Annotated in this window: 24 protein-coding genes and 1 tRNA gene; 14 read left to right on the top strand and 11 right to left on the bottom strand. The window is 69.7% G+C overall.

Going from position 1 to position 26,621, the window contains the following annotated elements; all coding sequences use genetic code 11:
* Positions 1–12: 12 nt before the first annotated feature.
* Together ACZ69Q_RS18095 and ACZ69Q_RS18090 are read right to left on the bottom strand one after the other, a co-directional pair.
* Positions 13–1,041, bottom strand: coding sequence for a bifunctional MaoC family dehydratase N-terminal/OB-fold nucleic acid binding domain-containing protein (locus ACZ69Q_RS18095; protein WP_471042675.1), 1,029 nt, complete (start codon positions 1,039–1,041; stop codon positions 13–15).
* A gap of 491 nt (positions 1,042–1,532) precedes the next feature.
* Entirely contained in the window at positions 1,533–1,859 is a 327-nt protein-coding gene (locus ACZ69Q_RS18090; RefSeq protein ID WP_471042544.1) for a hypothetical protein, read from the bottom strand.
* A 376-nt stretch (positions 1,860–2,235) separates the two neighbouring features.
* Between ACZ69Q_RS18090 and ACZ69Q_RS18085 the strand changes: the two genes are divergently transcribed.
* Together ACZ69Q_RS18085 and ACZ69Q_RS18080 are read left to right on the top strand one after the other, a co-directional pair.
* Positions 2,236–3,102 (top strand): bifunctional DNA primase/polymerase, encoded by an 867-nt coding sequence (locus ACZ69Q_RS18085; protein WP_471042542.1) that lies wholly within the window; start codon positions 2,236–2,238, stop codon positions 3,100–3,102.
* A gap of 192 nt (positions 3,103–3,294) precedes the next feature.
* Positions 3,295–3,726, top strand: coding sequence for a hypothetical protein (locus ACZ69Q_RS18080; RefSeq protein ID WP_471042540.1), 432 nt, complete (start codon positions 3,295–3,297; stop codon positions 3,724–3,726).
* A 46-nt stretch (positions 3,727–3,772) separates the two neighbouring features.
* On the opposite strand, the gene ACZ69Q_RS18075 is transcribed toward ACZ69Q_RS18080, so the two are convergent.
* Together ACZ69Q_RS18075 and ACZ69Q_RS18070 are read right to left on the bottom strand one after the other, a co-directional pair.
* Positions 3,773–3,859, bottom strand: a tRNA-Ser gene (locus tag ACZ69Q_RS18075).
* 378 nt (positions 3,860–4,237) lie between these two features.
* On the bottom strand, positions 4,238–4,678 hold the full coding sequence (locus ACZ69Q_RS18070) for a hypothetical protein (protein ID WP_471042538.1): 441 nt from the start codon (positions 4,676–4,678) through the stop codon (positions 4,238–4,240).
* An 845-nt stretch (positions 4,679–5,523) separates the two neighbouring features.
* Between ACZ69Q_RS18070 and ACZ69Q_RS18065 the strand changes: the two genes are divergently transcribed.
* Positions 5,524–6,597 carry a M4 family metallopeptidase gene (locus ACZ69Q_RS18065; RefSeq protein WP_471042535.1) on the top strand — a complete coding sequence of 358 codons (1,074 nt, stop codon included), beginning with the start codon at positions 5,524–5,526 and terminating at the stop codon, positions 6,595–6,597.
* 136 nt (positions 6,598–6,733) lie between these two features.
* On the opposite strand, the gene ACZ69Q_RS18060 is transcribed toward ACZ69Q_RS18065, so the two are convergent.
* The gene (locus tag ACZ69Q_RS18060; protein WP_471042532.1) at positions 6,734–6,988 is read right to left on the bottom strand and encodes a hypothetical protein; all 255 of its coding nucleotides are present in this window, start codon (positions 6,986–6,988) and stop codon (positions 6,734–6,736) included.
* 313 nt (positions 6,989–7,301) lie between these two features.
* Positions 7,302–8,861 (bottom strand): S1C family serine protease, encoded by a 1,560-nt coding sequence (locus ACZ69Q_RS18055; RefSeq protein WP_471042529.1) that lies wholly within the window; start codon positions 8,859–8,861, stop codon positions 7,302–7,304.
* Between the two features lie 292 nt (positions 8,862–9,153).
* On the opposite strand from ACZ69Q_RS18055, the gene ACZ69Q_RS18050 reads away from it, so the two are divergent.
* The 3 genes from ACZ69Q_RS18050 to ACZ69Q_RS18040 all read left to right on the top strand — a co-directional run bounded on the left by ACZ69Q_RS18050 (position 9,154) and on the right by ACZ69Q_RS18040 (position 12,102).
* Positions 9,154–9,981 (top strand): glycerophosphodiester phosphodiesterase, encoded by an 828-nt coding sequence (locus ACZ69Q_RS18050; protein WP_471042526.1) that lies wholly within the window; start codon positions 9,154–9,156, stop codon positions 9,979–9,981.
* A gap of 254 nt (positions 9,982–10,235) precedes the next feature.
* Entirely contained in the window at positions 10,236–10,874 is a 639-nt protein-coding gene (locus ACZ69Q_RS18045) for an ATP-binding protein (protein WP_471042523.1), read from the top strand.
* A gap of 262 nt (positions 10,875–11,136) precedes the next feature.
* Entirely contained in the window at positions 11,137–12,102 is a 966-nt protein-coding gene (locus ACZ69Q_RS18040) for a DUF5926 family protein (RefSeq protein WP_471042520.1), read from the top strand.
* A 242-nt stretch (positions 12,103–12,344) separates the two neighbouring features.
* Here ACZ69Q_RS18040 and ACZ69Q_RS18035 read toward each other — a convergent pair whose 3' ends face one another.
* Both ACZ69Q_RS18035 and ACZ69Q_RS18030 read right to left on the bottom strand, forming a co-directional pair.
* Entirely contained in the window at positions 12,345–13,016 is a 672-nt protein-coding gene (locus ACZ69Q_RS18035; protein WP_471042517.1) for a hypothetical protein, read from the bottom strand.
* Positions 13,017–13,071: 55 nt separating this feature from the next.
* Positions 13,072–13,731 (bottom strand): bifunctional DNA primase/polymerase, encoded by a 660-nt coding sequence (locus ACZ69Q_RS18030; RefSeq protein WP_471042515.1) that lies wholly within the window; start codon positions 13,729–13,731, stop codon positions 13,072–13,074.
* Between the two features lie 503 nt (positions 13,732–14,234).
* Here ACZ69Q_RS18030 and ACZ69Q_RS18025 point away from each other — a divergent pair.
* Positions 14,235–15,746, top strand: a complete 1,512-nt coding sequence (locus tag ACZ69Q_RS18025; RefSeq protein WP_471042672.1) for a PP2C family protein-serine/threonine phosphatase — start codon at positions 14,235–14,237, stop codon at positions 15,744–15,746.
* Positions 15,747–15,939: 193 nt separating this feature from the next.
* Positions 15,940–17,424 (top strand): aminopeptidase P family protein, encoded by a 1,485-nt coding sequence (locus tag ACZ69Q_RS18020; protein WP_471042513.1) that lies wholly within the window; start codon positions 15,940–15,942, stop codon positions 17,422–17,424.
* A 103-nt stretch (positions 17,425–17,527) separates the two neighbouring features.
* On the opposite strand, the gene ACZ69Q_RS18015 is transcribed toward ACZ69Q_RS18020, so the two are convergent.
* The 3 genes from ACZ69Q_RS18015 to ACZ69Q_RS18005 all read right to left on the bottom strand — a co-directional run bounded on the left by ACZ69Q_RS18015 (position 17,528) and on the right by ACZ69Q_RS18005 (position 19,836).
* The gene (locus tag ACZ69Q_RS18015) at positions 17,528–18,355 is read right to left on the bottom strand and encodes a triphosphoribosyl-dephospho-CoA synthase (RefSeq protein WP_471042510.1); all 828 of its coding nucleotides are present in this window, start codon (positions 18,353–18,355) and stop codon (positions 17,528–17,530) included.
* Between the two features lie 11 nt (positions 18,356–18,366).
* A complete protein-coding gene (locus ACZ69Q_RS18010) occupies positions 18,367–19,284 on the bottom strand; it encodes an intradiol ring-cleavage dioxygenase (protein WP_471042507.1) in 918 nt (305 codons plus the stop codon).
* Positions 19,285–19,386: 102 nt separating this feature from the next.
* Positions 19,387–19,836: an ATP-binding protein gene (locus ACZ69Q_RS18005; protein WP_471042504.1), complete on the bottom strand. Its 450-nt coding sequence runs from the start codon at positions 19,834–19,836 to the stop codon at positions 19,387–19,389.
* Positions 19,837–20,104: 268 nt separating this feature from the next.
* Here ACZ69Q_RS18005 and ACZ69Q_RS18000 point away from each other — a divergent pair, with 268 nt between their 5' ends.
* The 6 genes from ACZ69Q_RS18000 (at position 20,105) to efeB (ending at position 26,507) form a co-directional block, all read left to right on the top strand.
* Entirely contained in the window at positions 20,105–20,938 is an 834-nt protein-coding gene (locus tag ACZ69Q_RS18000; RefSeq protein ID WP_471042502.1) for a hypothetical protein, read from the top strand.
* Positions 20,939–21,147: 209 nt separating this feature from the next.
* On the top strand, positions 21,148–21,885 hold the full coding sequence (locus tag ACZ69Q_RS17995; RefSeq protein ID WP_471042499.1) for a YcnI family copper-binding membrane protein: 738 nt from the start codon (positions 21,148–21,150) through the stop codon (positions 21,883–21,885).
* Between the two features lie 114 nt (positions 21,886–21,999).
* Positions 22,000–22,653: an SCO family protein gene (locus ACZ69Q_RS17990; protein WP_471042496.1), complete on the top strand. Its 654-nt coding sequence runs from the start codon at positions 22,000–22,002 to the stop codon at positions 22,651–22,653.
* Positions 22,650–23,105 (top strand): copper chaperone PCu(A)C, encoded by a 456-nt coding sequence (locus ACZ69Q_RS17985; protein WP_471042493.1) that lies wholly within the window; start codon positions 22,650–22,652, stop codon positions 23,103–23,105. The genes ACZ69Q_RS17990 and ACZ69Q_RS17985 overlap by 4 nt, the downstream gene beginning before the upstream one ends.
* A gap of 13 nt (positions 23,106–23,118) precedes the next feature.
* Positions 23,119–25,125 carry a copper resistance CopC/CopD family protein gene (locus ACZ69Q_RS17980; RefSeq protein ID WP_471042491.1) on the top strand — a complete coding sequence of 669 codons (2,007 nt, stop codon included), beginning with the start codon at positions 23,119–23,121 and terminating at the stop codon, positions 25,123–25,125.
* An 8-nt stretch (positions 25,126–25,133) separates the two neighbouring features.
* Positions 25,134–26,507 (top strand): iron uptake transporter deferrochelatase/peroxidase subunit, encoded by a 1,374-nt coding sequence (efeB, locus tag ACZ69Q_RS17975; protein ID WP_471042489.1) that lies wholly within the window; start codon positions 25,134–25,136, stop codon positions 26,505–26,507.
* Positions 26,508–26,621 lie beyond the last annotated feature (114 nt).

The raw sequence follows: 26,621 nt of genomic DNA, 5'->3' as shown, positions 1-26,621 counted from the left end.
GCTCGTCGCCGCTCATGCGACAGCCTCCTCGGCGTCCCGGGCCCGCCAGACCGGCAGCACCAACTCCTCGTCGTACGCGTGGAATTCGAGCAGAACCGGCATTCCGATGCGCACCTTGTCGTACGGCACCCCGAGCACATTGCCGATCATCCGCACACCCTCGGACAGCTCGATCAGGCCGACCGCGTAAGGGGGGTCGAAGGCCGGGAAGGGTGGGTGGTGCATCACGACGTACGAATAGACGGTCCCTTCGCCGCACGCCTCGACCGTGTCCCAGTCCGGGCCTCCGCAGGCGTTGCAGCCGGGCAGCCAGGGGTGGCGCAGGGTGCCGCAGGCGGTGCAGCGCTGGATGAGCAGTCTGTGGTGCTGAACGCCCTCCCAGAAGCCGGCGTTGTCGCGGTTGACGACGGGGCGGGGGCGGGTGGGCCGCTGCTGATGGTCACGGTCCGGCCGCGGTTGACGGTCACGGTCCGACCGTGGCTGACGGTCACGGTCACGGTCCGCCCGCGGCTGACGGTCACGGTCACGGTCCGGCCGTGGCTGTCCTGCCGCCCGGTGTGCGGGGGCGTATTTGAGGATGCGGAAGCGGTGGGTGCCCGCGAGGTCGGGGCCGACGTGGATGTCCATGCGGGTCGTGACGAAGTAACCGGTGCCGAGCTTCGTCGTCTTCCTCTCCGACACCGACTCGATGACCGAGTCGAAGGTGATTTCGTCCCCGGGGCGCAGGAGCCGTAGGTACTCCTGCTCGCAGTCCGTGGCGACCACCGAGGTGTAGCCCGCCTCGTCGAGCAGGCCGAGCAGCTCGTCGTAGGCGTGCGCGCGGCCCGGCTGGCCGGTGAGGCCGCTCATGGTCCACGCCTGGAGCATGGTGGGTGGCGCTATGGCGTCCGGGCCCGAGTACGCCGGGTTGGTGTCGCCCATCGCCTCGCACCAGTGCCGGATCATGGGCGCGTTCACGGGGTCCTTGCCCGCACGTGCCACCGCCGCGGGCCGGCCCTCGTAGGCCTTCAGCCGCGTGTCGAGCTCGTCGTCCGCCGCCACCTCGCGGCTCACCTCCGGCCCGTAACCCACCGTCGCCCCCTCGTCCTCATCGCCCCACGGCGCATCGCGCTGACACTTCTGGTACACCGCGCCCGCCGATCCGGTTCCCACGAGTTCTGGAGAACTTTCCGAGGCCCCTGGCTGTCCACCGCACGCCGCACGCGACATGCCTCGTTCCGCACGCCGTGCAGTCCGCCGTGAGGCCCCGTCAAGATTTCTGACTGTCCGTCAGATGCGATGCACTGTCAAGGCGACGGGAAGCGCCTGTACGGCGAGGGCCGCGAACGCCCGCGCATCGAGAGCAGGAAGCACCGCACCTCGGCACACGGCAGCACCCGCACCGCGACACACGGCAGCACCCCCGTCGCGACAGCCGAAAACGCCTGCGCGGCGGTACCGAAGTACCGCCGCGCAGACGCGTTACACCCCACAGCACACCCACAGTTGCGAGGAGGCCGATGCCTGAGCACCGGAGCACCGACCCCCTCAGCTCACCACCAGAGCGGGGTGAAGTTGACCGCCGTGTTGTCATTGCCCTGGTTGACGGACGTGAAGGCGGAGCCGTTGACCTGGGCGGTGTTGCTCTGGTTCGAGGCACCGGAGCCGGTCGCCTGCTGCTGGGTGGTGGACGAGGTGCCGTAGTTGTCGCCGCCGACCCCGCTGCCGATGAGGCCCTGAGCGGCGTTCGTGACAGCCGCGCTGGATCCGTTGTCCGCGATGGCGCCGTTGTCCGCCGTCGCGACGCCGGAGAACAGGGCGACAGCGAGCGGAAGGGCGGAGACGGCTGCGATGACGCGGGCAGTACGGATGCTTGCCATGTTGTTCCTCCAGAACAGGTGCGCCCAGGCTCCCCGCCGGGCGCTTTGGTGGTGCATGAAGTACGGCTTGTTCCAAGGCAGTTGGCCGACCACCCCGGAGTCGTTCACGACGTCGCGAGATCAGAGTTGCCCACCGAATCCCCGGCGAACCACCCCGGAAGCCCCTATTCGCCCTCAAGCGTGATGACAAGTCGATAAACCCCTTTCGTCACTCTCAACCCACAGTCCAGGGCAGTACGGACAGGTCGACCTCAAGCGGCACAAGAGGTGAAAGGTTCCAGCACCCTTCCGGCCAACCTCCGCCCACAGACGAGTCCTCGGCGAGTCGCAGCCAATCCCTCTTTCTTTTTTCGAACATCCGTACGAACATGGAGGCATGGCCACCACCGACCGGCAGGCCACGACGCTGGCCCTCGCACACGCCCTGTCAGCCGCCGAACGCGGACTGGCCGTCATCCCCCTGTCCCGGACGAAGCTCCCGGCCCTGCGCTCCCCCCACCGCGACGAACCCGACCCCGCGCCCTGCCACGGCGAGTGCGGCCGCTTCGGGCACGGCGTCTACGACGCCTCCACCGACCCTGCCCGCATCCGCGAACTCTTCGCCGCCGCCCCATGGGCGACCGGCTACGGCATCGCCTGCGGGCTGCCCCCGCACCAACTGATCGGCATCGACCTCGACACCAAATCCGGTACGGACTCCTCCGCAGCCCTGCGCGAACTGGCGCTGCGCCATCTGTTCACGATTCCGCCCACGGTGGTCGTCCTGACCCCGAGCGGCGGCCGGCACCTCTGGCTGACCGGCCCGCCCGACGTCGTCGTCCCCAACTCGGCGGGCCGCCTCGCACCCGGCATCGACATCCGGGGCGCCGGCGGCTACCTCGTCGGCCCCGGCTCCCGCACCGACCACGGCGTCTACAGCACCGCCCCCGGCACCGCCCACATCGCCCCCGCGCGCTGCCCGCGCGCCCTCCTGCGCCTGCTGCTCCCCCCACCTCGCACGCACCACCCCGCGCCCCCGTCGACCGGCGGTCACGGCCAGGGCCTCGTCCAGTTCGTGCTCGCCGCGCACGAGGGCCAGCGCAACACCCGCCTGTTCTGGGCGGCCTGCCGCGCCTACGAGGACGGCATCGGCCCCGCCCTCGTCGACCCGCTGGTCGAGGCGGCCCTCAACACCGGCCTGACCGAACGAGAGGCCCGCGCGACGATCGCGTCGGCGGCACGTATGACGGGGCACCGACCCTGACGGACGTGGCCGTACGACCGCCCCGACAGGCACAACGGACGCAACAGAGGCGACAGAGGCAACAGACGACGCTATAGACGCACACGTACGACCGCCCGACGGCGTGAGGCCGCCGACCTCGACGGAGTCGGGCGACTGACCGGCCCTGAAATTCACGGGAGCTCGATGCGCCACCGCCTTAGAGTGCCGACCATGTCGCTGACCAGGGTCGTCCTCACGTCCGGCCGCTCGCTCGACCTATCGGAGCTGCGGCTCTCCTCGACGTACGGCGGCATGCTGGAGGGCTACCCGTGCAAGCCGCTCAACGAGATGAAGATCAAGAGCCTCGTCATCGCCGCGGAACGCGCCCACCCCGCCGCACCGGTGCACCTCGTGCCGCCGCCGCGCGAGTATCCCGACCAGTACTCCGGCGCGTTCGGCCCGGTCGAGGTGCTGCCACCGGTGGCCTGCGTGGGCGCGTTCCACTCCACGGCCCTCGACCGTGACTCCGACCCGGTCCTGCACCGCTCCACCCTGACGATCATCTGGTTCCAGCCCACGACGCATGTGCCGACCGGCTGCGACGCCGAGGACACGCTTCGGGAGGTCGATTGGGAGGGACTGGCGCGGGACTACGCGCTCTAGAACGGAAGGGGCGCCTCTCCAGGAGAGACGCCCCTTCAGGCAGGTGCGGTGGGTGTGGGATTTGAACCCACGGTGACATCGCTGCCACGACGGTTTTCAAGACCGTTCCCTTAGGCCGCTCGGGCAACCCACCTCGCCCCGGCCCACCAGGGGCGGAGCGGGTACAGCGTACCGGCCTCGCGGGTTGGGCGGGGTTCATGGTCCACACATGGCCCACTGGCCCTGCTTTCGCCCGCCGGCCCCATCGCCTCGCTCAGCACCCGATGACCAGTCCGAGCCAGGCGTGGGGAGGTCCGGCCGGCGGTTAGGTGGGGGCTCCGCCTTCCTCCCAGATGATCCCTGATGGCCGAGATCAACGGCCTCTGTGTGCCGTCGTTGCCGTCAGGGCTCAACGGTGGAACCGAGCGCGAGCCTCGACGATCACCGCCCCAAAGCCGTTGCGCCGCCCTCGCGCACGCGGAGCCGTGAGCGCGAGGGCGGCGGCGATGTTCGGATTTGCGCCGGATGACTGCTATCCGATACCCCAGAAATCGATGCAGGGTTCATTGTCGGCTGGGTTGTACTGCGAGGCCCGCGCCGGAGTCATCACGCCCTCTTCAGGAAATTGGTAGACCAGGTCGCCATTCCAGAAGAGATGCACCAGGTAGGCCACCAGATTCTGGCACTGGCCGGCTCCTCCAAGAAGGAAGGGAACCGACTGTCCGCTGGCAACGCCTTGTTCGATCTGCTGGACGCCCGCGACTGCGGACGATGCGTAATAGACCCGAATTACAAAGTTCTCCGTCGTCTGATTTTGGAACCAGACGACGTAATAGCTGCCGCCAGCCGCTGGGGAAGTTACCCCACGCTCCGCCGCCCCCTCAAGTGCGGTGGTTTTGTAGTCGAATGACTCTGCGGCGCCACCGGCTGCAGAGGCGACATCCAGCAACAGCTTCTTCGCTTCTTCGCTCACGCCTTTCGTCTCCCTCCATCTATGAGCACACAGCCTGGACTATTCCGGAATGTATGCCAGGTATAAACCAGTTGATTTGCCCAGGCCGGAACGCACCGACGTTAAACGGGCAGCGATAGCGATCCGGAGCGGACTTGGTGACAACGAAATGCATGCCGTCAAAGTACTTGATAGCCAATGGTCCCCGAATCACGTTGAGTGCCTGGTCTGCAAAACGATTGTCGGGGACGAAGAATCCGTCACAGTCCCAATAGGTCGGAGTCGTCCATCCAGAGGGGAGGCAGTAAAGACTGTTGTCCCATGGAGACGTTCCCATTTTGGGGCCATACACGAGAAGTGTCTCGTCTGTGGCGTTCGTGCACTGCCCCCAGCCCACTCCCGCGCGAGGTTCGATCTCCTGTGCCGTCACATCGAACTTGAGGTCCGCCGGTTTCATATCCTCCACTGATCGGCGGCGCAGGAGATCAATTCGGCCAACATCATTCCCTAGCAGGGCACCCTCGTCCATGACGTCACCCCTCCCGTCTGATGCGCGAACTCGCGCCATTGGGCACCCTGAGCGGCACACACGGAATCTGTCAACGCCGTCCTCGGGAACTCGTATATTAATCCCCCCTGCGGATCTCACGATTCCGTACGGGAACTGCAAGTTCCGGAAACCAGGGTCTTACTGAAGTGCGATTACATAGGAGTGGTTTACCGAGGCTGAGTAGACGGATGAGGGGCCAGAGAGCCAAGGGAATCAGCCCGCAAGTCAGTCATTTTTACGCCGCAACGCCCCATCGACACACGTGGACATCGGGAGTAGATGAATAGGCAGCCAACACCATCCGGGAGGATCTTTCATGCCCTACGTCTGCTCTTTCGTCCCCGCCCATGTGCTGGACCACATTGCGAGGGTCCATGCACGGGAAGGCCTCGATCCGACTGACGCCCAACGGTCCGCGGTCGTGTCAGATCAATTCCGCAGGACGCGCAATCAGGCACCCGTGTTCGCACCGAACGCGCCTGCCCCTCAAGAAATCGACGAGGGACTGATCCAAGGCGTCCAGATCCCAAAGCCAGGATCTGCCGGCGTCATCGTCTATGACGACCTGAATCAGTGGAAGTACAACGTGAAGGCCGTGCGAGGCGAGGGTGACCCTGCCGTCGCCGGTCAGAACGCCAACGACGCGTACGATCACATGCACAAGGTCCTGGAGTACTATCGCGATAAATTGGGGCGCTCCTCCCTGGACAACTTCGGACTAAACGTGGTCGCCAACGTGAATTTCGGAGTCGGTTTCGACAATGCGTTCTTTGATCCGACCGCACTCCTCATGGTCTTCGGAAACGGCAGCAACGTCGTCTTCCGGGACCTCACCGCGGACATCGACGTATCGGCCCACGAACTCACCCACGGCGTGACACAGTTCACCAGCGGTCTGAACTACACGAACGACCAGAGCGGCGCCCTCAACGAGTCGTTCAGCGACATGATCGCCTCGGCGATCGACGCGTGGGTCAACGGTCGCGACGCGGACAGTCACGACTGGCTGATCGGTGACGACATCATGGCCCCGAAGCTGATCGGAGAGGCCCTGCGCAACATGGCCGAACCAGGAACCGCGTACGACAACCCCCTTATGGGGCGCGATCCGCAACCACGTGACATGAGCGGCTACTTCGAGCCGGCGGACCCGCACCTCATGTCGGGTATCACCAACCGCTGGTTCTACTTGATCTGCCGTGAAATAGGCATCGCCGAAGGAACTCTGATCATGTATCAGACGCTGCAGAATCTCTGGCCGACGGCCAAGTTCAAGGACGCCGCCGCGGTCGCGGCGTCGCAGGCAGCGATACTCGCCACGAACAAGAAGGTGTCCCGCGAGGCTCCTCAGGTGGTCAGGGCCGCAGCGCGTCAGCAGGGCATTTGGTAGCACAGCGACGCCCGTGACCGCTCAGTGCAGGGTGATCGGATCCAATGAAGGGGTGCCCCTATATTGGGGCACCCCTTCATCGCCGGCACGTTTTTGACCTGCACAGGCGGTGCGGCCTCGCAGAGAGAAGTTGGGCTTAGCCTCGTCCCTCTTCGCACGCCCAAATGGCGTGAGACTGCCTGACGCCTGCCCGCTGGAGACCCTGCTGGCAGTGCAGGATCTCGTCGCTGCACGCCGCCTGCACCTTGGGCCCGATCCTGTAGCCCTTGCCATCAAGGTACTTCATGCACTTGTAGGCGTAATCCGGGGCCGCCTGTGCCGGAGCAGCAGCGAACAGCGGGATGCCCGCTGCAACAATGGCGGCGGCAGCAAGTGTTGCCAACTTCCGCATATGAACCTCTTCTTCGTGGGGGGTTGCATTCACGAATGGCGACCGAGCCGCTCGATGCTCTGCTCGATGCTTTGACTCGCCCAATGAGATTTTTTGGCCAAATAGCCGATTCTCACTGCCTGTTCGTGAAGCTTTGCCGATCAGTTGATCAACGGCGATCCGAGTATAGGACAGGCCCTCCACGCCGAGCCCAGCAGGCACTTGCCGGTGAAATGGCAGGCCGGCCAGACCGGGGCCCCGGCTCCGAAAAGTACCGGGCACGCGTGTGGGCCGGCTCCTGTCGAAGCCGGCCCACGCGCGCGTGCCCGTCGTGTCAGCTATCGCCGGTGCGGGCACCCAGGGTCAGTTCGACGGTGTGGGTCTTGCCGCCGCGTTCGTAGGTGATCGTGACCTTGTCGCCGGGCTGGTGGGTCCAGATCTCGCCGATCAGGGTGGGGCCGGAGTCGATCACCGAGTCGTCGAGCTTGGTGATGACGTCACCCGGCTTGAGGCCGGCCTTGGCCGCGGGGCCGCCCGCCTCGACCGCGTCCGAACCGCTGGCGCCCTGCTCGGTGATCTTGGCACCGTCGCCCGTGTCCTCCAGGGAGACGGAGGCGCCGATCTTGGCGTACACCGGCTTGCCGGTCTTGATGAGCTGCTGGGCGACGTACTTGGCCTGGTTGATCGGGATGGCGAAGCCGAGGCCGATCGAGCCGGACTGGCTGGTGCCGCCCAGGCCGTTGGCGGCGGACTGGATCGCGGAGTTGATGCCGATGACGTTGCCCTTCGCGTCCAGCAGCGGGCCGCCGGAGTTGCCGGGGTTGATCGAGGCGTCCGTCTGGAGGGCGCTCATGTAGGAGGCGTTGCTGCCGGTGCCGTCGCTGGAGGCCACCGGGCGGTTCTTGGCGCTGATGATGCCCGTGGTGACCGTGTTGGACAGGCCGAAGGGGGCGCCGATGGCGATCGTCGAGTCGCCGACGGCCACCTTGTCGGAGTCGCCGAGCGTGAGCGGCTTGAGGTCCGAGGGGGCGCTCTTGAGCTTGATGACCGCCACGTCGTAGCCCTGTGCGTGGCCGACGACCTCGGCGTCGTACCTCTTGCCGCTCGGGAACGTCGCCGTGAGCTTGCCGCCGTCGACCGCGTCGGCCACCACGTGGTTGTTGGTGAGGATGTGGCCCTCGGTGTCGAAGACGAAGCCGGTGCCGGTGCCGCCCTCGCCGCTGCTGCTCTCGGCCTGGATGGTGACGGTGCTGGGCAGCGCCGTGGCGGCCACGCCCGCGACCGTGCCCGGGTCGCGCTTGACCGAGCCGCCGCTGTCGGGGGCGGAGACGGTCGTCGAGGAGGTGTTGTCGTCGTTCTTGGCCAGGGTGTAGCCGAGGCCGCCGCCCAGACCGCCGGCGACCAGCGCGGCGATGAGGACCGCGGCGAGCAGACCGCCGCGCCCGCGGCCGGACTTCGGCGCCGGCTGCTGGTACGTGGCACCCCAGCCGGAGCCCCCACCGGCACCACCCGCACCACCCGCACCGGCGCCACCACTGTCGCCGTACGACGGTGCGCCGGGCGGCTGCGGAGGCGGCCAGGAGGCGTCGGGGGCCGAGCCCTGGGAGGCGGGCGGCTGGGCGCCGTGGGGGTCGGCCGGCGGCTGGGATCCGTCGGCCGGCGGCTGCGCGCCGTTGGCGGCGGCATGTGCGGCGTGCGGCTGCGCGGCGTAAGGCTGTGTGCCGTTCGAACTCGCCGGGGCGGTGTTCGGCACGGGCGGGAGCGGGGTGGTGGGCTCGGCGTCGGCCGGCGGAGCCGGGGGCTCCTGGGATGCCGGAGCAGCAGGAGCATCCGCCGGCACGGGGGGTGCGGACGGGGCCGGGGGGACCGCGGCGCCCTCGTTCTCGGTGCTCACAGCTTCTCTCCTATAGATCCACGGCTGGTGTTGTCGGTCGCACTCGGTCACGCCCGTTCACGCTTGTTCATGGCCGGTGCGCTTCAGCTATGCATGTCTTTTGTATGCCGTCAGCTTTTCCCACGGGCCGTCAGAGCACCATAAGCGGTGCCTGTGCGTCCGCGGCCACTCTTTATATAGGTCATCAGCGACTAAAGGGGCGCAACCCCTACGCTTCGGAAACGGCTCGGGAAACCACTCCCGAATCCGCTCCGGTCGCACGGATACCCCGGGGCGGTGGCACCATGACGCGGTGACCCACGCACGGCAGCACCAGATCCAAGTCGTCGCCCATCGAGGAGCGTCCGAGGACGCTCCTGAGCACACCCTGGCCGCGTACAAGAAGGCGATCGAGGACGGTGCCGACGCCCTCGAGTGCGACGTACGCCTCACCGCGGACGGCCATCTCGTCTGCGTACACGACCGCCGCGTCAACCGTACGTCCAACGGCCGCGGCGCGGTCTCGGCGCTGGAGCTCGCCGAGCTCGCCGCCCTCGACTTCGGCTCGCGCAAGAACCGTGACTCGTGGAAGAACCGGGCCGAGGAGCCCGACTGGGAGTTCCGGCCCGAGGACCCCGAGGACACCTCGGTGCTGACCCTGGAGCGGCTGCTGGAGCTCGTCGCCGACGCCGGGCGGCGCGTGGAGATGGCCATCGAGACCAAGCATCCGACCCGGTGGGCGGGGCAGGTCGAGGAGCGGCTGCTGCTTCTGCTGAAGCGTTTCGGCCTCGATACGCCCGCCTCGGCGGCCGAGTCCCCGGTGCGGGTCATGAGCTTCTCGGCGCGCTCGCTGCATCGCGTGCGTGCCGCGTCCCCGACGCTGCCGACGGTCTCCCTGATGCAGTTCGTCTCCCCGAGGCTGCGCGACGGGCGGCTGCCCGCGGGGGTCCACATCGCCGGGCCCTCGATCCGGATCGTGCGCAGCCACCCGGCTTACGTGGACCGCCTGAAGCAGGCCGGCCACCAGGTGCACGTATGGACCGTGAACGAGCCCGAGGACATCGATCTCTGCGTCGAGCTGGGCGTCGACGCCATCATCACCAACCGCCCGCGCGCGGTGCTGCACCAGCTCGGCCGCTGACACGCGCGTTCGCGAAGCGGGTCGCACACCCGACCCACGCGCGCCCGCGAAGCGGGTCCCACACCCGACCCACGCGCACCTTCGGAGGGGGTCGCACACCGGGAAACCCCTATATCCCCTTCAATCCCTGCACAACCTCTTGACCCCACTGCCCCTCCGGCCCCATCCTCCACTCTCGGCCACACCGAAGAATTCCAGCCATCTCGATTACAGGGAGTGCTCCGGCGCGTTCGGTCCGTATTCGATCGTTACGAATGCGTCGCCGGACGTTGATTGGCCGGTTTCCGGTACAGGCCAATGGGGCATCCACACCGTGGCGTGGGGCAAAGGAGGTCTCGGGGGTGGCGTTGGTGGTGGCACAGGAGGTGCCCACGTCGTCGAGCATGGCCGTACCCCATGGTCCTGCGGGCGTGGGGGAAGCAAGACACCGGATGCGCAAGCAACTGCGCACGGGTGGCGTTGCGGAATCGGTCATCGACGATGCCGTACTTATTCTTTCCGAACTCTTGAGCAATGCGTGCAAGCACGGCCGACCACTCGGCGACGCGCTGTCAGGGGACGGTGACGTCCGGGCCGCATGGCGTGTGGGGTCCGGCGGCAGGCTCACGGTGGAGGTGACGGACGGCGGCGGACCCACCCGCCCTGCTCCGGCCACGCCCTCGGTCACCGCGCACGGCGGCCGCGGGCTGAACATCATCACCGCCCTCGCCGACGACTGGGGGGTACGGGACGACGCCCGGGGCGAGGTCACGGTCTGGGTCGTGGTCCACGACGACGTGCACGATCCCGATGCCGGGCCCCGCCGGGACGACTTCGCTACGCGCGTCGCAGCCCCGTCGGTTCACGCGATACCCCGCCTCGACTTCGCGGACGCCTTCGACGACCTGGACTGACGACGGACCGCACCAGCTCAGCTCCCGGCTACCGCGACGGCGGTCTGTCCGCAGACTCCGGACCACTGCGACGGCGGTTTGTTCGCAGTCTCCCGGCTACTGCGACGGCGATTTGTCCACGCGCTCCCGGCCACTACGACCCCGGTTTGTCCACAGACTCCCGGCACGACCCGCTGCGTTGTCCACAGCCTCCCATCGGCCATGGCGTGAACGGCTAGGCTCGCGCCCGTACCAGACGAGCCGTAACCGGGAGACACCCACGATGGCCAAGAAGCGAGTCCAGACCAAGGCCAAGCGCCCGCAGCTCAGCGACGCAGAGATCCCGGTGGTCGGCGCGCGCGAACCCTGCCCCTGCGGCAGCGGCCGGCGTTACAAGGCCTGTCACGGCCGGGCCGCCGCGCAGGCGGTGACCGAGCTGGTGCAGCGTCCCTTCGAGGGACTGCCCGGCGAGTGCGACTGGGTGGCGCTGCGTGAGCTGGTGCCGGCCGCCACCGTCGAGCTGCCCCTGAAGGGCGGCCTGCCGGAAGGCGTTCCGTCCGTCACGCTGGCCACGGTGCTGCCGATGGCCTGGCCGGCCCTGCGCCGCGACGACGGCTCGGTGCTGCTCGGCCTGCAGAACGACACGGCGTCGGGCGACATCAGCCGCGACCTGGCCGACACCCTCCAGCAGGCCCTCGCCGCCCAGCCCGGCACCCCGGTCCAGGGCCGCCGCGCCCCCGCCGAGGGTCCCCGGCTCCAGGATCTGCTCGACCCCGAAGGCACGTTCGAGCCAGTTGTCCACCCGGGCTTCGAGTTCTGGGTCCCGGACGCGGAGAACGCCACTCCGGAGGTGGCCGCCTCCCTTGAGCGGGCGAACGCCGCGGCCATCCCCACCGTGAAGCTGACCGGTGTGGACGCGGCCTACTGGTGCGAGACGCCGGACAAGAACCACCTGCGCTGGGTCATGCCGCACCCCGAGGAGCAGCTTCTGGACGCCCTCGCGCGGCTGCACGCGGCGGGCCGGTCGAGCCTCGGCGAGGGCACCCGGCTGGTGGGTTCCTTCCGTGCTCACGGCCTGACCGTGCCGGTCTGGGACCTGCCGAGCGGCGTCGGCGCCGAGGACGTGGAGAAGCCGGCGGCCGAGTTCGCCGAGCGCCTCGCCGCGGCCCTGGCCACGGACGCTCCGCTCACGCCGGACGAGCGTCGCGCGCGTGGCGGCCTGACCAACCGGCAGGTCACGCTTAGCTGACGCGCGGCGCGAAGACCGGGTTCGGCTGAACGGCCGTTCAGCCGAACCGGGCCGTGCGGGAGGGTGAAACCGATCACAACTCCCCTGCGGAGCAAGGGAATCCGTGACTTGAAAGCCCGGATCGAATTTGCGAACCGCCGATCTCTTGTTACCGTTCCATTAGCCCGGTTGCTGGTGCATCCCCCGTCGCCAGCAACCGGGTCTTTCCATGTGCACGGTTCTTTACGGAATGACGTCGACCGTCAACCGTCCGTGGGTCCGCCCGATTTGTCCGGCGCGGAGTTACTCGCCGAACGCAGCAGCAGCGCACCCCCACCGGCCCGCTCCGCGAACTCCGTGACCGCGGTGTAGGCGTCCAGTCCCGCGCGCGTGGGCTGCCGCGGCGTCTCACACGTCCCGGGTTCGTCCTCGGCGCTCACTTCGCAGCGCATCTGCATCGTGCGTCCACCGGGCCCCATGAGGCTCAGTACGGAGTCCAGCGCACCACCGGTCGCATTGCGGTAGTAGGTACGCGCCCAGGTGTCCTCGCCCTGGGTGAGGACACAGGTCTGCGCCTCGACGCCCTCGGGCGAGGTGAGTTCGGGACCGCAGCGCACGGCGGTCGAAAGGCCCAGGTCGAGCAGTGCCGGTGAGTCGCTGGGCGTGGCCGTGGGCGCTTTGGCGTCGCCGGGCGGGGCCTGACGTCCGGTGCCGTCCTTCGGGGCATGCGGGGAGGACCGTACGGCGTCGCGTGCGGGCGCGCCCACAGCGGCGCGGCCCGCCTCGACGACCTGACCGGCGGCGGCCCAGGCGAGCGGCAGCGCGATCGCGGCCGCCGCGACGGACGCGAGGGCGATCAGACGGACTCTTCGCTGGTTCGGCCCGCGGCGATGCGACGACGACGGTGCCCTTTTTCCCCTGGAATGACGCGGCATATCCGGAAGATAACGACCGCGCGCGCGTGCGCCGTTCCGCGCGCGCCGGACACCCCTACAACTCGGGGGCGCTCACACCCGTACGAGTGAGGGCCTCGACCACGGCGTCGACGACGGCCTCCACATCGGGCACCCACGGGGAGGCCGAGCCGGGCAGCGGGGCGCGCTGCCAGCTAATCGGACCCTGACCTGTCTCGGAGGGGGGCAGTGCGAGATAGCCGCCCTCGCCGTGGAAGCGCAGCGAGCCGGGGACGAAGTCCTTGGCGTAGAGCAGTTCGCCGAGCTGCTCCATGGAGTACGGCTTCACCAGGATCGCCCAGCGGGCGGGCGAGGCGACGACCGGGCCGAGGCGCATGCCCATGCGGTCGAGTGCGGTCAGTGCGTGAGCGGCCGGCAGGGCGGGGAGGCTGACCGCGCAGGGCGCCTGACCGCCGGTGGCGAGGATGATCGGCGCCGCGGGCCGGTTGGTCCACCACCAGCGCACCATGCGCTCGTCGGTGGTGGCCGCGAGGAGGCCGGGGTCGAAGGGGTGGGCACCGGGAACCGTGCAGTCAGGGTCGGGGCAGCCGCAGCGGGAGTGCCCCTGTGGCTGCGTCGTCACGCCCGGGAGTACGGGCCATTGCCATTCCGTCGCGAAGGTCAGGGCCGCGCTGATCAGCTCAGACTTCCCGTCACCGCGCAGGAGCCTGCGTCGCCTTCCGAGGATCTCGCGCATGAGCGCTCGTTCCTTTCCGTTGCACCGCTGGCAACACCGTGGACCACATCACACCATGTGTCGATCACTTCACTGTGCGTACCTGTTGGCGCATCACACCCCTGCCTTGAGCAAGGGAAACCCCTATGGGCCGAGCGTTGGCTGCTTCCGCGGCAGCCTCGTCCATACTGCGTCCAGCAAAAGCATGGGCGTGGCGTGGGGTGGCGAAGTCTGGCGTTTTACCGTCGCGCGTATTTCTCTTCGCCTCCGCCACGGGAGGATGGGGCACGATCGTCGGTGGCTAAGACGCCCGGGTCCGTCACCAGGTTCCGGGCGGTTGTCAACCGCCCCTGGCCTTCACCGAGTACGTACCCATCACGACCGCTGTGACGCTCCGTGGAGCGAAACCAGTCGACCGCAATACCCCGTTCCCTGAGGCAGTTTTAAGCCAACTTTGCCATTGCGCAAGAGGTCTACGAGGAGTGCTCTGGTTGCCCACGGACACCAGGAATCCCAGCAGGACAATGCTGGACATCCCCTTACGAGTGCGTGTACATGTGGAGACACTGCTAGCGGCGCAGAATGACATGGGGGTTTGCGATGCTTTTGAGCAATACGCACCGGTCGGAAAGCCGGACGCCATGAACGCTCCTCACCCTCCGAAAGTGGCCGGAATCGATTCGACGGTTCCGTCGCCCGCACACACTGTCGCGCCCGCGCCCGCGACCTCGGCAACCTCAGCCGTCACCCCGCCGAGCGCACCCAGCGCACTGCTCCAGGACCGTCTCGCCGGCTGGGTCTCGGACCTCACGACGCTCCACGAACTCACCGAAAGCCTGGCCCGCACGGCCACGCTCGCCGACGCCCTCGAGGAACTGCTGCGGGCCGGCTCCGCCCTCGTCGGCGCCCGGCGCGGGCTCGTCGTCCTGGAACCCGCGGACGGACTGGGCCCCGACACGACCATCGGCCTCGGCCTCGCCCGCGCCGACCTCGGGCACATCGAGACCGTGCCGCGCAGCGCGATGTCGTACGGCAGGATCCTCGACGGGCTGCCGGGCGGTGACGGCGAGATCGCCCAGCCCGACCTGCTCTCCGAGGACGGACTCGATCCGCGCCACCGTGAGGTGGCCGCCCGCCTCGGCTACGCGGCCAGCTACGCCCTGCCGCTGTCCACGGACGACGCCGGGCGTCTCGGCGCCGCCGTCTGGCTGTACGACGAGCCCGCCGAACCGGCCGAGCGCCAGCGCCACCTCATCGGCCTGTACACCCGCTACGCCACCGAGCATCTGGCCCGGCTCCTCGAAGTCGAGCGCACACGCGCGTGCATGCGGACGATGGCCGAGGAACTGCTGCCCTCCCGGCTGCCGCGCATGGCCGGCGTCCAGCTCGCCGTGCGGCACCGCACCGGCCCGCGCGGGGGCGGCGACTGGTACGACGCCCTGCCGCTGCCGGACGCCGCGCTCGGCCTCGCGGTCGGTTCGGTGACCGGGTCCGGCCCCAGCGCGGTCGCCGCGATGGGGCGGCTGCGGGCCAGCCTGCGGGCGTACGCCGTGATGGAGGGCGAGGACCCGGTCGCGGTCCTGTCCGACCTGGAGCTGCTGCTCCGGCTCACCGAACCGGCCCGCTCCGCCACCGCGCTGTTCGCCTACTGCGAGCCCGCCCTGCGCAAGATCACGCTCGCCGGCGCCGGGCACACCCCGCCGCTGCTGATCGGCGACCGGCGCACGGAGTTCGTGGAGACCTCCGTCTCCGCCCCGCTGGGCATGCTGGCCTGCTGGGAGGCGCCGAGCGTGGAGGTCACCGCGGAACCCGGAGAGACGGTTCTGCTGTACACCGACGGGCTGCTGCACCGCACCGGCGACGCCACCGACCGCGCCTTCGCGCGGCTGCACGCGGCGGCGGCCGGGGTGCCGCGGGCGATCCGGCACGATCCGGACGCCCTCGTCGACCACGTCCTGCGGACCGTGCTGCCGGACGGGGCGGACCTGGCGGACAGCGACGAGGACGTCGTCCTGCTGGCCGCACGCTTCGAATAGGCGGCCCGTGTGGCTCTGGTCACCCGCCCGTGAAGTGGCCCTGGTCACCCGCCCGTGAAAGGGACGCGGTCCGCCATAACAGGCACGTGGTCCGCGCCATAGCACCGGCGGGCATGCCGTCCTGCTGCCCTGGGCTCCGTCCCGTACGACCGTACGATGGATGGGGTCCAGTGCCGTATCGAGGAGGATGACCGTGGCCGACGAGCTCACCCCGGCCGAGTCCATTGCTGCTACCGCAGCGGGCCCGGAAGAGGGCGCAGAAGAGCCGATCAAGCAGCGCAAGAACGGCCTGTACCCGGGCGTGTCCGACGAGCTCGCCGAGAACATGAAGTCCGGCTGGGCCGACACGGAGCTGCACGACCTGCAGCCGATCGCCCAGGCCGCCGAGACCGCCGCGCGCCGCGCCGCACTGTCGGCACGGTTCCCGGGCGAGCGCCTCGTGATCCCCGCGGGCAACCTCAAGACGCGCTCGAACGACACCGAGTACGCCTTCCGGGCGTCGGTCGAGTACGCCTACCTCAGCGGCAACCAGACCGAGGACGGCGTGCTCGTCCTGGAGCCCGTCGCGGACGGCCACGAGGCGACGATCTACCTCCTGCCCCGCTCCGACCGGGACAACGGCGAGTTCTGGCTCTCCGGCCAGGGCGAGCTGTGGGTCGGCCGCCGGCACTCCTTGACCGAGGCGGAGAAGCTGTACGGCATCCCGGCCTCCGACGTGCGCGAGCTCGCCGACAGCCTGCGCGAGGCCACCGGCCCGGTCCGTGTCGTGCGTGGCTACGACGCCGGCATCGAGGCCGCGCTGACCGACAAGGTCACCGCCGAGCGGGACGCCGAACTGCGCGTCTTCCTCTCCGAGGCGCGGCTGATCAAGGACGAGTTCGAGATCGGCGAGCTGCAGAAGGCCGTCGACTCCACGGTCCGCGGCTTCGAGGACGTGGTGAAGGTCCTCGACAAGGCCGAGGCGACCTCCGAGCGCTACATCGAGGGCACCTTCTTCCTCCGCGCGCGCGTGGAGGGCAACGACGTCGGCTACGGCTCCATCTGCGCGGCCGGCCCGCACGCCTGCACGCTGCACTGGGTGCGCAACGACGGGCCCGTGCGCTCCGGTGACCTGCTGCTGCTCGACGCGGGCGTCGAGACGCACACGTACTACACCGCCGACGTCACGCGCACGCTGCCGATCAACGGCCGCTACAGCGAGATCCAGAAGAAGATCTACGACGCCGTGTACGAGGCCCAGGAGGCCGGTATCGCGGCCGTGCAGCCGGGCGCGAAGTACCGGGACTTCCACGACGCCTCGCAGCGCGTGCTCGCCGAGAAGCTGGTCGAGTGGGGGCTCGTCGAGGGGCCGGTGGAGCGGGTGCTGGAGCTCGGGCTCCAGCGGCGGTGGACGCTGCACGGCACCGGGCACATGCTCGGCATGGACGTCCACGACTGCGCTGCCGCGCGCGTGGAGTCCTACGTCGACGGCACGCTGGAGGCCGGCATGGTGCTGACCGTCGAGCCGGGGCTGTACTTCCAGGCCGACGATCTGACGGTGCCGGAGGAGTACCGGGGCATCGGGGTCCGGATCGAGGACGACATCCTGGTGACCGAGGACGGCAACCGGAACCTCAGCGCCGGGCTGCCCCGGCGGTCGGACGAGGTCGAGAGCTGGATGGCCTCGCTGAAGGGCTGACGTTGGATTGATGGCCGGATGCCGAAGGGTGTCCGGCCATCGTCGCGGGCTGCGGGCCTCAGGTGGCTTGTCGCGCAGTTCCCCGCGCCCCCGGGACGTTGCCCTACGCGGCGCGTACCAGTACTGGCAATGAGTCCAGGAAGAGCGCGCCTGCCAGCAGGCCCGCACTGCCCCGCGGGCTCCACGCGCGTGCGTGCAGGTCGGCGTCGAGCGACGCCAGGGCGTCCGCGCCTGCCTCGGTCGCCGTACCGCCCGCCTCCAGGACCGCGCGGGCGCCCGCCTGGACGTGGCGCAGCCCCATGGGGCCCGCCGTGTGGAGGAGTTCGGTGTCCTGAAGGGTGGACATCACCGTGAGCAGGGCGTCCAGGCGGGCCTGTTCCTCGGTGGTGCCGGACGCGCGGGCCTGGGTGAGCGTGTCCAACGCCCGCCGCACATGCGGGAATCCGGCTCGTGCCTCGCCCCGGGCGCCGGCGGCGCCGTACTTCGCGGACACCGAGGAGCCCCGGGAGGGCCTGCGCGGGGCACGCTTGTCTGTGTGCGCGGCGATGCGTTTGGCGGTCGCGGCGACGTCCCCCTCCCCGGCCCGGGGGTCGAGCGCGGCCGCGGCCACCAGCAGGCCGAGCGCCCACAGCGCGCCCCGGTGACCGCCTCCCGCGAGGTGCACCGAGTGCTCGGTGCACCTGCCGATCGCGCCCAGCTCGGTACGGAGCCCGGGGGTCGGCCCGCCCGCGCGCCGGGCGGCCGCGGCCATCGCGGCGAGGCCGGGCGCGAGCGCCTTGGCCGACCAGCGCAGCGTGCAGTGGTCCTTGCGACCGGTACGGGCGTCGAGGTCGCGCGGGTCGGGCAGGCCCGGCTTGGGAGCCAGGGCCAGTTGTCCGGTCAGCGCGCTCACGGCCGCCTGCGCCAGCGCCTCGTCCTCGCGGCTGCTCATGGCCGTACTCCTCAAGAGGACGCCGGGGCCGACGGCGTGCCGCTGGGCGCGTCTCCGGGCGGCGTACCGCCACCGCCCCCGCTGCCCGCGCCGGTGTTCTCGGCGTCGGGGTCGATGGCGACGGTCAGGAAGCCCTTGTAGCCCTTGGAGGGGTCCTTCTTGTGTACGGCCTTCAGGGTCAACAGGCCGCTGGAGGCCCCGCCACCGTCGTAGACCATGTCGTCGTCGAGGGTGGTGTAGCTGCCGGAGTGCTTGGAGTACGGCTCCAGCGTGAAGATCTCCTCGGCACTCTCGTCGTCGAAGAAGAGCTGGCCGGTGTAGTTGACCTTGCCACCCTCGTAGGTGCCGTCCTCCTGCTGGCCGCCGGTGTGCACCTTGAGGTGGATGTGGCAGGTGCGCGGGGTGTACCAACCGGGGAAGATCGTCTCGAACTTGACGACCCCGTTGGCGCCCGCGATCTGGTAGCCGCGCAGGTAGGTGTCGTCGTCGGCGGTCGAGCCGTCCTCGCTCTCGGCGGGCGCGGAGCCGCCGGGGTTGGCCGTGGTGTAGCCGGAGTAGTAGCCCCAGGCGTCGCAGTGCCAGATCTCGACGGCGGCGCCCTTGACCGGAGTACAGCCGTCGGTGGCGTCGACGACGGTGAGCCGCAGGGTCAGCGGGACGCCGCTCTTGCCCTCGGTGATGTCCTTCCGCACCAAGGCGCCGTCGAGGTAGTACGGGCCTTCGGTGACGCTCGACATCAGCGTCATGCAGCCGGAGCTCTCCGAGGGGCTCGCGGAAGCCGCCGTTGCCCCTTCGGCCGTGGTCGTGGCGGTGTCGGCGAAGGCCGCCTGATAACCGGCGACCGCGAGTCCGCCCGCCGCGACCGTGCCCCCGGTCACCGCGAGGGCGCGGCGCCGGGTGATCGACTTGTCCTTGTGGTTTCCCGTCATGGCCAGGAAGTTAGGGACGCCGCCCATCAGGGGCTTGGGGCGCCGCTGTGCGACGGCTGTGAGTGCCGAGGAAGCAGGCGGCGCAGGACCTTTCCGCCGGCGCTACACCGCCATCAGCGGGGCGTCCTTGCGCCACTTGAGGATCTTGTCGAAGCTCACGACGGCACCGCCCCGGTCCGGCTTGTTGCCGATCTGGACGTGGTCGGCGAGCTCGCTGATGAGGCACAGGCCCCTGCCGTCCTCGGCGTCGTAGGACGCAAGACGGGGGGCGCGATGGGGTGCCGTGAAGCCGGGACCCGAGTCGGCGACCTCGATGTGGCACTTCTCGCCGTCCAGATAGGCCGTGACTCGATACGCCTGCGGGGAGCCGTCGGTCGTGACGCCGCCGCCGTGCTCGACGGCGTTGGCGCAGGCCTCGCTGAGCGCGACGGAGAGGTCGTAGGAGATGTCCGGGTCCACCCCCGCCGTCTCCATGGTGCCGAGCAGCAGGCGCCGGGCGAGGGGAACGCTCGCGGCTTCACGGCGCAAATGGAGTGACCACCAGATGCTCATGCTCCAGCCTCCTGGCCGCGGCTCGACATACCGTTACGTATTGCCACGAGTGCCCGGCCGTAAGCACATCCTTGACGTGATGCCGCCCATATGGTCGATGCGCCCACGCCGTAATCGGTGTATGTGGGGGCGGCCCACACCAGAAGGTGATCTTCCGGCTCTACAGCCCCGTATACCCCGTACCTCTTCTTCGTCCCCAACCGCCCGTACCTCATCTTGCGGACCTGCCGTATGGCGGTCATAAGGCCAGTGCGATGATGAGCCCGCCATGACTGCCCCCCACCCGCGCACGGCGCGCTCCGGAAGCGATCTCCGGGTCCTGCGGGCCGCGGTGTTCGCCGCGGTCTGCGTCGTGCTGGCCGGGGTCGGGCATGTACTCGGCTCCTGCGCCACGATTCCGCTGTGGACGCTGGGCGCCGGGTTCCTCGGGGTCCTGGTCGTCGCCCTGCCGTTCGCGGGGCGCGAGCGCTCGCTGCCCGGCATCGCGGCGTTGCTCGCGGTCGGCCAGACCGTTCTGCACACGGTGTTCGGGCTGGGTCAGCATGTGACGGTGACCGCGCCGTCCGCGGCATCCGGGTCCGGGTCCCTGTCCGACGCCGCGCTCGTCGAGCGGGCCGCGCGGCTCGTGTGCGGCACCGCCGCGGCGGCCATCAGCCCCGCCCAGGCCCAACGGCTCCTCACCGATGCGCGGATCGGCCCGGCCACGGGGGCGCACGCCTCGCACTCCTCGGCGGACGCCATGTCCGTTGCCGCCGGCTCTCCCGCCTCGCTGCTGCCGTCCCTGCCGATGGCGCTCGCCCACGTACTGGCGGCGGTCGTCGCGGGGTGGCTGCTGCGGCGCGGGGACCTGGCCCTGCTGCGGATAGTCGAGATGTCCGCGCTGTCGGCGCACTCGGTCGCCGAGGGGGCTTTCGTACGTTCCCTGCGCGGGGCGCTCGCGCTGGTGCGCGCCCTGCGTGCCGGGCTCCCGGGCGCACCCGAGGCGGGCCCGCGCTTCCTGCGCACCGAGTCCCCCGCGCGCCGCGCGCCACGCACGGTCGCCCTCCAGCACACCGTGATCAGGCGCGGCCCGCCGGCCGACGCGCTCGCCCTCGCCGCCTGACACGACGCGACCTTCGCTCCACTTCCGTGGGTTGACTCCACTTCCGTGGGAGGCCGCCGTCGTGCGGCACGCGCGCGTGCGCGAATTCTCCGATCCAGCGATCTCTTCCGGCCGGACTTCCCGGCCTTCCCGCTGATCGGGCACCACTACGCGCGCGTACTCCTCTTCACCACCGGAATCCGAATCTCACTCACAGTGGAGTGCTCCGCATGAAGGCCTCTCGTATCGCCGCCGCAGGCGCCCTCGCCGGCACGGCCGTGCTCGCCCTGTCCGTGCCCGCTTTCGCCCACGTCAGCGTGCAGCCGGAGGGCACGGCCGCCAAGGGTGGTTACGCGGTCGTCGACTTCAAGGTGCCCAACGAGCGCGACAACGCCTCGACCACCAAGCTCGAGGTCAGCTTCCCGACCGACCACCCGCTGGCGTCCGCGATGCCGGAGGCCATGGACGGCTGGAAGATCGAGGTCACCAAGTCCAAGCTCGACAAGCCGATCGAGATGCACGGCGAGAAGATCTCCGAGGCGGTCTCCAAGATCACCTGGACCGCCGACGGCAAGGGCGTCGAGCCGGGCTACTTCCAGAAGTTCCCGGTCTCCATCGGCCAGCTCCCCGAGGACACCGACGAACTCGCCTTCAAGGCGATCCAGACGTACTCCAACAAGGAGGTCGTGCGCTGGATCGAGGTCCCGCAGGAGGGCCAGGACGAGCCCGAGAACCCGGCTCCGGTGCTCGCGCTGTCCGCCGCCGAGGAAGGCCACCACGGCTCCTCTTCCTCCGACAAGGCCTCCCACTCCGAGGACGCCGAGGCCGCCGCCGCGAAGACCGAGGCCGCCGAGCCCGCCGACAGCAGCGACACCACCGCCCGTGTCCTCGGCGTGGTGGGCATCGTCGTCGGCGCGCTGGGTGTGGCGTACGGCGTGCTCGCCGGCCGTCGGCGCACCGACGCCTGACGGCCCCTTCGGTTCACGGCGCGCACCGGGGCACGCCCCCGGTGCGCGCCTGAGCCCTCGCCCATGGGCCGACTTGGACAACTAGGACATTTTCTATGCGTAAGAAGACCTGGCATGCGTAAGAAGACCTTCGCCGCGGCTGCCCTGCTCGCCGCCGCGACCCTGACCCTGACCGCCTGCGGCAACGGCGACGACAGCGCTTCGCCCGTGACCGTGGTCTCCGAGGAACCCGGCTCGGACAAGGCGGCCATCGTGCTCGACAAGCCGTTCGAGAAGCCGGACCTGGTCCTCACCGACACGAACGGCAAGAAGTACGACCTCCGCAAGGAGACCCAGGGCAAGCCGACGCTGATCTACTTCGGCTACACCAACTGCCCCGACGTCTGCCCGCTGACGATGAACAACATCGCCGTCGCCAAGAAGCAGTTGCCCAAGGCGGAGCAGGACGAGCTGAACATCGTGTTCGTCACCACCGACCCGCAGCGCGACACCGCTGTCGCGCTCGGCAAGTGGCTCAAGGGCATCGACTCGCAGGTCGTCGGCCTGACCGGCGACTTCGCCACCATCCAGGCCGGCGCCCGCACCCTCGGCATCTCCATCGAGGCGCCGCACAAGGACAAGAACGGCAAGATGGTCTCCACCCACGGCACCCAGGTCGTGGCGTTCTCGCCGAAGACCGACGCCGGGTACGTCCTCTACACCGAGGACGCCACCGTCGACGACTACACCAAGGACCTCCCCAAGCTGATCAAGGGAGAGAAGCCGTGAGGCGCCTCGTCGCGCCCGTCGCGGTACTGACCGGTGCCCTGGTCCTGGCGGGCTGCGGCTCCGATGACGGCCAGGGCTCCGCGGCCGAGGTGTCGGTCAGCGGCGCCTACATGCCGCAGCCCGTGTCCGACTCCATGGCGGCCGGCTATCTGACGGTCACCAACAAGGGCGGTACGAAGGACGAGTTGACGTCCGTGACCAGCGACGTCGGCGAGGTGACCGCCCACGAGACCGTCGACTCGTCGATGCAGGAGGCCAAGGACCTCCCCGTCCCCGCGCACGGTCAACTCGTGTTCAAAAGCGGCGGCAGCCATCTGATGTTCGAGAAGCTGAAGCGAAAGCCGGTGCAGGGCGAGACGGTGACCGTGAAGCTCCACTTCACCGAGTCCGGCACCGTCACGGTCCGGATGCCGGTGAAGTCGGCGACGTACAACCCGAAGACCGGACACTGAGGGAGAGATCGCCTTGACCCAGACCATCGCACCCCGCGTCCGGACCCTGGTGCTGCTGCTCCTGGCCGCCACCGGCCTGCTCTTCGCCGGTGCCGGGCCGGTCTCCGCGCACGCCGCGGTGACCGGCAGCGCCCCCCAGCAGGGGGCGGTGGTCGGCAAGGCCCCGGCACAGGTCTCGCTGACCTTCTCCGAGAAGGTCGCCCTGTCCGACGACTCCCTGCGGGTGCTCGACCCCAAGGGCAAGCGCGTCGACCGCGGCGACCCGGCCAACCTCAGCGGCTCGACGTACGCCGTGAAGCTCCACGGTGGCCTGCCCGACGGCACGTACACCGTCACCTACCAGGTGGTGTCCGAGGACAGCCATCCCGTCGCCGGCGCCTACACCTTCTCCATCGGCGCGCCCTCCCAGACCACCGTCTCCGTCTCCGGGCAGACCGCGGGCGGCGGAGTCGTCGGCACGCTCTACGGGTTCGGGCGGTACGTGTCGTACGCCGGCTTCATCGTCATGGTCGGCGGCGCCGCCTTCGTGCTCGCCTGCTGGCAGCGCGGGGCGGGGGTGCGGGCGCTTCAGCGGCTCACCGTCACCGGCTGGCTGGCGCTGACCGCGGCCACGCTCGGCCTGCTGCTTCTGCGCGGCTCGTACACCGGCACCGGCAAGGTCGGCGACATCTTCGACCTGGACCTGCTCGGGCAGGTGCTCCAGACCAAGACCGGTGCGGCACTGGTGTCCCGGCTGCTGCTGCTCGCCGCGGCGGCACTGTTCATCGCCGTGCTGTTCGGGGCGTACGAGAAGCGTGAGGACGAGGAGAAGCGGGACCTGACGTTCGGGCTCGCCATCGGCGGGGTCGTGGTGTCGGCGGGGCTCGCGGCGAGCTGGGCGATGTCCGAGCACGCCTCGACCGGGCTCCAGGCCGGGATCGCGATGCCGGTCGACATCATCCATCTGCTGGCCGTCGCGGGCTGGCTCGGCGGGCTGGCCGCACTGCTCGTCGCTCTCTACCGGGCGCCCGCGGACACCCCGGTCGACGCAACGGCCGTACGACGGTTCTCGCGCCTCGCCTTCGGCAGCGTGCTCGCGCTGGTCGCGACCGGGATCTACCAGTCGTGGCGGCAGCTCGGTTCGTGGACGGCGTTCACCGACACGCGTTACGGGCAGCTCCTGCTGGTCAAGATCGGGCTCGTGGTGCTGCTGGTGGGGATCGCGTGCCTCTCGCGGCGGTGGACCGGCCGGCTGGCCGAGGCCGTCGTGGTGAAGCCGCGGGAGGAGTCGGGCGCGGGCGCCGACGAGAAGGAGCCTGCCGCCGCGCGGGCGGGGGCCTCCGGCTCCGGTTCGGGTTCCGCCTCCGCCTCCGGTTCGGGTTCCGGCTCCGCGGGCAAGGGAACCGCGGCTTCCGGCAAGAAGAGCGCCACCGCAGCCGTGTCGGACGAGTCGGACGGCGACTCCGAGCGGGTCGCTCAGCTCGCCCGGCAGCAGGCCGCGATCGACACCGCACGGCAGAAGCAGCGGCGCGACGCCGACCCGAACCGGTTCGGGCTGCGCCGCTCGGTGTTCGCCGAGGCGGGCGTCGCCGTCGTCCTGCTCGCCGTCACCACCATGCTGACGTCGACCGAGCCGGGGCGTACGGAGGAGCAGGCCCGGGCCGCGGCCTCGTCCTCGGCGGCGGACGCGTCGTCGGCCGGGGCGCTGACCCTGGACATGTCCTTCGACACCGGTGGCGAGGACGGCAAGGGCGTGGTCCGGGTCGATCTCGATCCCGCGCGCGTGGGTGGCAACGAGATGCATGTGTACGTGCAGCGTCCCAACGGCCGCGCCTTCGACATCCCCGAGGTGAAGGTCGCCTTCACCCTGGAGTCCCAGGACATCGGTCCGCTGCCCGTCGTCCCCGACCACATCGCCACCGGACACTGGTCGGCGAGCGGGGTACAGATCCCCATGGCCGGCGAATGGAAGGTCGCCGTGACCGTGCGGACCTCCGACATCGACCAGGCCACCGTCTCCAAGAACGCGCAGATCGGCTGACCCTCACCATGGCTGACCAGTCCATTCCGGAGGCCCGCACTCCGAGGACGCCCAAGGCGGCGTCCAAAGCGACGTCCAAGCCGACGTCGACGCCGGCGCCCAAGGGCGAGAGCCCACTTAATGGCGGCGCTTCCGACGACGCCTCCGAAGGCGCCTCCCGCGCGGGGGTCCTTTCGCGGCGACGGCTGCTCGGGACGGCCGGTGCCACCGGTCTGGTGCTGGGCGCGGCGGGCGGGGCCGTGGGGTATGCAGCCCGGCCCGCCGAGGCGACACCGCTCGCCTCGCTGGGGGCCGATCAGGTGATGTTTCACGGGAAACATCAGCCCGGCATCCTCCAGGGACTCCAGGCGCGTGGTCACGTCGTCGCCTTCGACCTGGCAGCGGGCGCGGGCCGCAAGGAGGCGGCGGCGTTGCTGCGCCGCTGGTCGGAGACGGCACGGCGGCTGATGGCGGGCGAGGCCGCCCAACAGGACGACACGGATGTCGCCCGGGACGCCGGGCCGTCATCGCTGACGATCACCTTCGGCTTCGGGTACAGCTTCTTCGCGCGGACCGGCCTGGAGAAGCAGCGTCCGCTCGCCCTGGACCCGCTGCCCGACTTCTCCTCCGACCAGCTCGACAAAGCGCGCAGCAACGGTGATCTGTGGGTGCAGATCGGTGCCGATGACGCGCTGGTCGCCTTCCACGCCCTGCGCGCGATCCAGAAAGACGCGGGGCAGGCCGCCAAGGTGCGCTGGCAGATGAACGGCTTCAACCGCTCGCCGGGTGCCACCTCGCATCCGATGACGGCCCGCAACCTGATGGGCCAGATGGACGGCACACGCAATCCGAAGCCGGCGGAAGCCGACTTCGACGAGCGCATCTTCGTGCCGGAGTCCGGCTCGAAGGACCCGGCCTGGATGGCGAACGGCTCCTACGCCGTCGTACGCCGCATCCGTATGCTCCTCGACGACTGGGAGCAGCTCTCGGTCAAGGCACAGGAGGACGTCATCGGGCGCCGCAAGTCCGACGGGGCGCCGCTGTCCGGGGGCACCGAGACGACCGAGATGGACCTGGAGAAGACGGACAAGGCCGGGAACCTGGTCGTCCCCATCAACGCCCACGCCCGTATCACCCGGCCCGACCAGAACGGCGGGGCGGCGATGCTGCGACGCCCGTTCTCGTACCACGACGGCATCGACGCGGACGGCGTGCCCGACGCGGGCCTGCTCTTCATCTGCTGGCAGGCCGACCCGCTGCGCGGCTTCGTCACCGTCCAGCGCAAGCTCGACCGGGGCGACGCCCTGTCGAAGTACATCCGCCACGAGGCAAGCGGCCTGTTCGCGGTCCCGGGCGGCGCGGCGGAGGGGGAGTACGTGGGGCAGCGGCTGCTGGAGGGGTGACGGGGCCGGGAGGGGCGTGCGGGTTCTGCACAGTCGTACGGCAGTGAGGTCGGTCATACGGCAGTGAGGTCGCTCTGAGGGGTGGCGCGGGGCCGAGAGGCGTGCGCCGGGTTT

This window comes from Streptomyces sp. NPDC036764 (genome assembly GCF_055609385.1).
The sequence above is the reverse complement of the archived record's forward strand: the minus strand, read 5'-3'. Positions and strand labels throughout refer to the sequence as shown.